The sequence below is a fragment of the Guyparkeria halopsychrophila genome, assembly GCF_044582135.1.
GTDB lineage: Bacteria > Pseudomonadota > Gammaproteobacteria > Halothiobacillales > Halothiobacillaceae > Guyparkeria.
On sequence record NZ_JBDODP010000072.1, the window covers coordinates 1 to 355 of the forward strand.

1 pseudogene is annotated in these 355 nt (G+C 56.6%); it reads left to right on the forward strand.

Features of this window, described 5'->3' with window-relative positions:
- Positions 1–41 precede the first annotated feature (41 nt).
- Positions 42–355: pseudogene (locus ABGV18_RS11535) on the forward strand (superoxide dismutase); the annotation flags it as partial.

Here is a 355-nt window from a genome sequence, read left to right on the forward strand (position 1 = left end):
GAGGGCATCCTTGTTTGAGCAACCAAGAAGGAGATTTGTATATGGCTTTTCAACTCCCCGATCTGCCGTATGGCTACGGTGACCTGGAGAAGTCCATCGACGCACAGACGATGGAGCTGCACCACACCAAGCACCACAACACCTACGTCACCAAGCTGAACGACGCCATCAAGGACTCTGAATGGGACGAGAAGCCCATCGACGAGATCATGGCGAACATCTCCAAGCTGCCGACCGCGGTGCGCAACAACGGTGGTGGTCATTACAACCACGACCTGTTTTGGAAGCTGATGTCGCCGAACGGTGGTGGCAAGCCCAGCGGTGCGCTGGCCGATGACATTGCCTCGACCTTCGG